Annotated in this window: 8 protein-coding genes and 1 riboswitch; of the genes, 3 read left to right on the top strand and 5 right to left on the bottom strand. The window is 38.0% G+C overall.

Annotation, left to right across the window (positions count from 1 at the left end):
- Window positions 1-111 (top strand): IS3 family transposase (locus AC1DIV_RS12445; RefSeq protein WP_477576509.1); only part of this gene is annotated, 111 nt, incomplete at its 5' end.
- 549 nt (window positions 112-660) lie between these two features.
- On the opposite strand, the gene AC1DIV_RS12440 is transcribed toward AC1DIV_RS12445, so the two are convergent.
- Together AC1DIV_RS12440 and queF are read right to left on the bottom strand one after the other, a co-directional pair.
- Window positions 661-2,007 carry an aspartate kinase gene (locus tag AC1DIV_RS12440; protein WP_340874207.1) on the bottom strand — a complete coding sequence of 449 codons (1,347 nt, stop codon included), beginning with the start codon at window positions 2,005-2,007 and terminating at the stop codon, window positions 661-663.
- A gap of 202 nt (window positions 2,008-2,209) precedes the next feature.
- Window positions 2,210-2,710, bottom strand: a complete 501-nt coding sequence (gene queF, locus AC1DIV_RS12435) for a preQ(1) synthase (RefSeq protein WP_034305880.1) — start codon at window positions 2,708-2,710, stop codon at window positions 2,210-2,212.
- 104 nt (window positions 2,711-2,814) lie between these two features.
- A riboswitch (PreQ1 riboswitch) is annotated at window positions 2,815-2,860 on the bottom strand.
- A 151-nt stretch (window positions 2,861-3,011) separates the two neighbouring features.
- On the opposite strand from queF, the gene AC1DIV_RS12430 reads away from it, so the two are divergent.
- Complete coding sequence (locus AC1DIV_RS12430; RefSeq protein ID WP_477576507.1) at window positions 3,012-3,848, top strand: EamA family transporter; 837 nt, start codon at window positions 3,012-3,014, stop codon at window positions 3,846-3,848.
- 94 nt (window positions 3,849-3,942) lie between these two features.
- Window positions 3,943-4,233, top strand: a complete 291-nt coding sequence (locus AC1DIV_RS12425) for a BA3454 family stress response protein (RefSeq protein ID WP_340874206.1) — start codon at window positions 3,943-3,945, stop codon at window positions 4,231-4,233.
- Window positions 4,234-4,719: 486 nt separating this feature from the next.
- Here AC1DIV_RS12425 and AC1DIV_RS12420 read toward each other — a convergent pair whose 3' ends face one another.
- The 3 genes from AC1DIV_RS12420 to AC1DIV_RS12410 form a co-directional block, all read right to left on the bottom strand.
- Complete coding sequence (locus AC1DIV_RS12420; RefSeq protein ID WP_340874205.1) at window positions 4,720-5,169, bottom strand: YfmQ family protein; 450 nt, start codon at window positions 5,167-5,169, stop codon at window positions 4,720-4,722.
- Window positions 5,170-5,623: 454 nt separating this feature from the next.
- The gene (locus AC1DIV_RS12415; RefSeq protein ID WP_340874204.1) at window positions 5,624-6,067 is read right to left on the bottom strand and encodes a disulfide oxidoreductase; all 444 of its coding nucleotides are present in this window, start codon (window positions 6,065-6,067) and stop codon (window positions 5,624-5,626) included.
- Window positions 6,067-6,747, bottom strand: a complete 681-nt coding sequence (locus tag AC1DIV_RS12410; protein WP_340874202.1) for a DsbA family protein — start codon at window positions 6,745-6,747, stop codon at window positions 6,067-6,069. Before AC1DIV_RS12410 ends, AC1DIV_RS12415 begins: the two co-directional genes overlap by 1 nt.
- Window positions 6,748-6,758 lie beyond the last annotated feature (11 nt).

Below are 6,758 nucleotides of genomic sequence, written 5' to 3'. Positions count from 1 at the left end.
GAAAAGGAATTAGATGATTATATTCATTACTATAACCACAAACGAATGAAGGTAAAATTAAAAGACCTGAGTCCGATAGAATACCGAACTCAGGTCTTAGAAGCTGCTTAAATTATATGTCTAACTTTATTGGGTCAGATCAACTCGATGAAAACCGGGTTTTCTACAGTTTTTTTATGCTTTTACAATTTGAACGTTGATTTCCCCTCCAGGCACTCGCTTTCGTCTCTAGACGCGCTTTTCCCGCAGGAGCCTCGTGCCTTACACTCCAATCACATATAGATAGAACTTATTCCTACATTCTTTTTTTGTATTATATAGAAGTATTTAACTAGGTGATAAGGATGCTTTCTAAACATGATTTTATTCAGCAAGATCATTTATAATTTGGTGTAAGATATGTATGAGGTTGGACCCCCCTTTTTATCCGCTTCAAGAGCGTCAACTCCGATCTCCTCCAATTGCATTTGCCACTTGTCATATGGGTATTAAATTAAAACAGACGCACTGAACCCTGCAGCGCGTCTGTTAGCTTGTAATGATTATCCCCACACAGTCATTGCCACTACCATAAAGAACCAGATAAAAAGGTATGTTTAGTGATTAAAAGATTAATCGCAAAAAACCCCCTTCTAAAAGGAGGTCCCTAAACGCTCATACTCAAAAGAACTCGTGATATAATGCCTGAATTGCCGTCTCTTCGTTGTGCCCTTTCACACCGAACATCATGCTTACCTCCGAAGAGCCCTGGTTGATCATCTCAATATTCACCTTTGCTTCGGCCAAGGCTTTTGACGCTCTTGCCGTTGTACCGACATTATGGCGCATTCCTTCCCCTACAACCATGATCAAGGCAAGATCATGCTCCACATTCACTTCATCGGCATGAAGCTCTTTCTTGATTCGGGAAATGATTTTCTTCTCGGCATCCCCTTTCATCTGGTCCTGCCTAAGAATAAGCGTCACATCATCGATGCCTGATGGAATATGCTCATATGAAACTCCATAATCCTCGAGGATGTGCAGCAGTTTCCGGCCAAAACCAACTTCCCGGTTCATCAAATATTTGCTAATGTAAATACTGCAAAATCCTTTATCACTCGCAATCCCAATAACCGGCCCGTTCGTATTATCCCGTGTATTCACAATGCGGGTCCCTTGTGCCGCCGGATTGTTCGTATTCTGGATATGGACAGGTATTCCCGCACGGAATGCAGGAATCAGCGCCTCATCATGAAATACCGAGAAACCTGCATAAGAAAGCTCACGCATCTCACGATAGGTTAGTTCCCGGATTCCCTTCGGATTGGAAACCACATTTGGATTCACCGCATAAACGGCATCCACGTCCGTAAAGTTCTCATACAAATCAGCCTTGACCCCATTAGCAAGAATCGAACCCGTAATATCGGAACCGCTTCTTGAGAAGGTTAACACATCACCATCTAACGTATATCCGAAGAATCCTGGAAATACAACGATTCCTGGCTCATCACGCAGAGCATATAACCGATCATAAGACTCTGGCAGCACCCTGGTAAATCCACCTTCATCCGTTACGATCAAGCCTGCCTTCTTCGGATTGATATACTGCGCCTCCACTCCAAGGCTTTGGAAATAACCTGCGACCAGCTTCGCATTATTATCCTCGCCACCGGCCTTCAAGGCATCCAGATAGCGCTTCGGGTTAGATTGATCTGCATGCAGCAGTGCCATTAAATTTTCATGAATCCCTGTGATGACACTCTCGGATATATCCAACTCTGCAGCAATGCTCGCATAGCGGGATACAACATCTTCTATCAAATGCTCTCCGTTATCCCCGCGCAGCTGCTGTTCCGCAGCTTCAATCAATAAATCCGTTACCTTTATATCATCGGAATTGCGTTTTCCTGGAGCGGAAACGACCACAATCTTCCTCTCTGGATCAGAAACAACAATTTCGAATACCTTCCTCAACTGTTCACCTGACGCAAGTGAACTTCCACCAAACTTTGCAACTTTCATCTCGACATCCCCTATTTTCGTAAATATTCTGTCAAAATTAACTCTCCCTATTATTACGCTTTTTCTCGAAACAATCAAGTGGAAATTCCATTATAGGAGGACATTTGTACTTTTAAAAAGGACAGAATGACAGAACCACTGATCGAAATTAGCTATAACTAAAAAAAAGACAACGGGCATATGCCCATTGTCTCTCCATTCTTTAGCGATTATCCACGGTTTCCGGGTATAAGTCATGATTCATCAAGCGGTAATTCGCCATTTCCTCATACTTCGTACCTGGTTTCCCATAATTCGTGTAAGGGTCGATGGAAATTCCGCCCCTTGGTGTAAACTTGCCCCATACTTCAATATATTTAGGGTCCATCAATTCGATTAAATCATTCATGATGATGTTCATGCAGTCTTCATGGAAATCACCATGATTGCGGAAGCTGAATAAATAAAGTTTCAAAGACTTGCTTTCCACCATTTTCACACTGGGAATATAGCTGATGTAAATGGTAGCAAAGTCCGGCTGGCCCGTGATCGGACATAAACTAGTGAATTCCGGGCAATTGAATTTGACGAAATAATCCCGGTTCGGATGCTTGTTATCGAATGATTCAAGGATTTCAGGAGCATAGTCGAATGTATATTTTGTTCCTTGATTCCCAAGCAGTGTGATATCTTTTTTTAATTCTTCTTCTTTTCTTCCAGACATGAAAAGTCCTCCTAATCCCACATTTCAGGGAGATTCATAAAATGGGCCTCTATATAACAAAAACCATATCTCCTCAAAGATATGGTTGATTCGCGAAAAATATCAAAGCCATAGTTTTTTTAAGAGGGTGATGCTATGAACCTCTCCCGTATATCGGGAAATATTTTAAAATTGTCATAGTAAATATAGAAAAAATAATCTAATCTGTCAATCATACATTTTAAATTTGGTTTGATTCTTGATGGCATTCAGCTTAAAATGTAGAAGAAGTTTATCCTACACGAAGGAAGAGATTAAGTCAATGTGGATTTTTGCAGCACTCATCACGAGTTTATGCTTCGGAATCAATAACAGCATTTTTAAATGGAGCAGCGGAAAAGGGTATTCCAAGATACATATCCAATTTTTCTTTTATTTTTCAGCATTTATTTTGTCCATTGTTTATGGAGTATTAATGGATGGTTTGCAGATGAAATGGCTGTCCATCATGCTTGGTGCAGCAATTGGTGTACTGAACGCCAATGGTAACATCCAGATGGCAAGCGCCTTTGAAAAGGGTCCGGCAAGCTTGACATCTCCATTAATCGCAGCGAATGCCATATTCCCCATTCTCTGTGCAGCTTTAATTTTTCACGAACATATTTCTTCCTTGCAGTGGAGTGGAATCGCCTGCATGTTTATCGCTACATTAGTCATCCAATATACACCTAATGCAAAAGGTAATCATCAATATGTCCCATGGATGATGCACACATTACTCTCCATCTTATCTTTTGGTGTGCTCGGCATTCTTATGACGACATCAACACGTCTTCATTTAAACTCCCTTGATATCCTTGTATCAATGTATGGAGGCGGAATGCTTTATCTTCTTTCGGCTCTAGCCTTTAAAAAAGAAAAAATCAAGCTAAAGGAAGTCAAAATCGGTTCCTTAGTAGGCTTTTTAAGCATGATAGGCTATGGATGTTATTTCTTTGCGTTGAACACCGGCATCGCAAGCATCATTTTCCCTGTCGTCAGCCTGAACTGTTTGGTTGTCGTATTCGCTGGATGTTATATATTCAAGGAAAAACTAAAAACCTATCAAATTGCCGGTGTTCTAGCGGCATTAATCGGTATTATTTTAACTAAAATATAAATATAGTTCGTATAATAAAAACGACCTGGCTGTCATGTATTTAAGCCAGGTCGTTTTTTATTTAACCGGAAAATAGAGTAGGTCAAAAAAAAAAGTGTTGACACCTCCTGAAAAATATCAGATAATTTTGAATATTAACTTTCTCGATTTTACTGCTTTTGAAATGTTTGATTATCCTTCTGCCACGGGTATAAAAGAAATAGGTACAACCACCTCATTTAATTCTGAATCAGGAAAGGAAAGATGCATAATGGTAAAAGTTACAGTAACAGTTGATTTCCAAGGAAAATCTTATCAAACTAACGTCCTAACTAAACCGGGTACTGATCATGAAGTAATTTTACAACAAGCCCTTCATCAAGTTGAAAAACAATGGAAAGCATAAAAAAGCAGGCATCGCAATAGATACCTGCTTTTTTTTACCTTAAATACTATTCAAAATACTTTTCATATGCACGATTAACGACCCTCTTGCAGCAATTCCCTCCTGCTTAAAAACACTTTTAATTATTATTATTCAAAAGACACTAAAATTAAGATGTCAGTTTGTGTACTAGAATTTTTTATTATGAAAAAATTCCCAATTGAAATGGGATTATATAATAAAAGTCTTTTAAAAAGACGGTCTTTTAAAGGCGCGTCTCAGCTGTAGACAATTTAACCGTTAATTTCCACTCCAGGCACTCGCTTTCCGCGGGCGGTCAGGAGCCTCCTCGGTGCCTTTGCGCCTGCGGGGTCTCCCTTGGACTCGCTTTTCCCGCAGGAGTCTCGCATCTTCCGTTCCAATCAACTTTGTTTTAAATTTTAGTTAGAACCCTTTTGTTTGCAAACTCAAAGACGGTCTTTTAAGGACCGTCTTTTTAATGTTCTATTAAACTAAATTTCTTATTAATGGCATGGAACGTTCTTGGAGGCTATCGGAAAACAGACTATAAGAAATGAGCTTCTTCCTGTACTGTTTAACTACATCCACACGGTCGCTGTAAATATATACAAATAACCTAACATCCTTTTTGCCTCTTTTAGTATCAATGACCAATGGAGTCCCGCTGTTCTCTGGATGTAAAAACAATTGCTCGTTCCCTGGGAATATATGATTTTTCTTCAAAAACCTAGCTTTATTAAAATAATTAATAACTTGAATTTTTTCTTCACCTTCTAAACGTTTTCCGTCAAAGGTTACGATCGCATTCCCGCCACTAATTTCTGCGTGTATTTTAAATTTGCTGATAATCCAATTAACTGCATCGGTTGGAAGACAGGAAACCAATATTTTTAACAAACTTAAGATAATTGTCAAAATCAAAACCGGCAAAGTCAATTCATCATCTCCGCTACATTTATAAATTAATTCTTATATCACTTATTATATCAAAAGGGGCTGACCGTTTTTCTTAGTAGATGTGTCCGTTCTATTAACGTTTCACATTAGTTATACCGCTGTACTTAAACTAACGGGTTCTCGAAGAAGGGCATTAGATAATCAAACTATTATTTAAAAGTGTATACTAAATCAAAAAAAAGAATCCATTTTTGAATCATTTGATTACAAAAATGGATTTTTATATACAACTAATATGTTTATTCAGGAGGAACCTTTGATCTAAAAGTAAAACATAGTTTTCTAGCTAAAGCCATTAGGACAAAGCCAAACTCTGTACATTTAGAAAATGGGCTAAGCAGCTTCAAGTACGTTTAAACAAAATAAAGGAAATTATCTTTGAAATTAACTCAATTCATCCCCTGCTTCATTACTGACATTTCCACCGGCAATATTAAAGATTTTTTTTAATATTTTGCTTTTTCACGAGAACCATACAAACAATAATCAAAGTAAAGGCCGTTAAGGCTAAAAATGGGATGGTTACAAAGCCAAACCAGTTAATATATTGGGCATTACATGGCACACCGTTAACACAAGGCTTTATTCCTGCAAAACTCGGAACTTTTTGTATCAAGTAATGGTAAAAAGAAATAAACCACCCAATAATCGCCATAGGCAATACAAACTTCTTTACTGATGAGTCATTTTGAAAGGTGCCAATTCCAAGTATTAAAGCTAAAGGATACATTAATATGCGTTGGAACCAACATAGTTCACATGGAATAAAACCCCGGATTTCACTAAAATAAAGACTCCCTAGCGTAGCCACTGTTGAAACAAGCCATGCTAAATAGAGAAAAAATTGTCTATTGAATCCCGCCATATCTTCCTTCATTATTCATTACCTTCTAGCTCTTGCTCAATAAGGCTTTTTATTTTTTCATAATCAAAAGGATCTTTTAGCAAAGTACCATTCACCACTATTGAAGGAGTTTGTTCTATTTTAAACTCTTCCACTAATTCTGTATCCTTATTTACTTCTTCCATCACTGATTCCTGTTCAATATCTGACTTCAATTTATCTGCATCAATGCCAGGTATACCATCAGCTACTTCAAGTATTTTCTCTTGCGTTATCCATAATCCATCATGATTTTGACTTGGCTGTTCCTTAAATAAACCTTTGTGAAAATCCCAATACGAATCTGGAGAGTTTTTAAAAACTGATTCAGCTGCGACTGCACCTAACTGTGATTCCTCTCCGTGAAATAGTGTATTTATATAAGAAAATTTCACTTTTCCAGTATCAACATAATCTTCAACTAACTTAGGGAAAACCGTTTCTCCCCATGCCTTACAAGATGGACATTTGAAATCACCAAATTCTACAACGGATATAGTGGCATCTGCTTTTCCTATAGTCGGCTGTCCTTCAATAGGAGGTTTTTTTCCTGTGGGAGATTCATTGGTTGTTTCTGATTTCAAATTATTAATAACAACAAGTGCAGCTATTATTGCCAAAATAACAGTAGTGAGTATAACTGCAATTTTAAAACTAGAATTTTTACTTTTCATCTCATTTCACC

This window comes from Peribacillus sp. 05N428, assembly GCF_056397085.1.
This window is presented reverse-complemented; position numbering and strand designations above follow the sequence as displayed.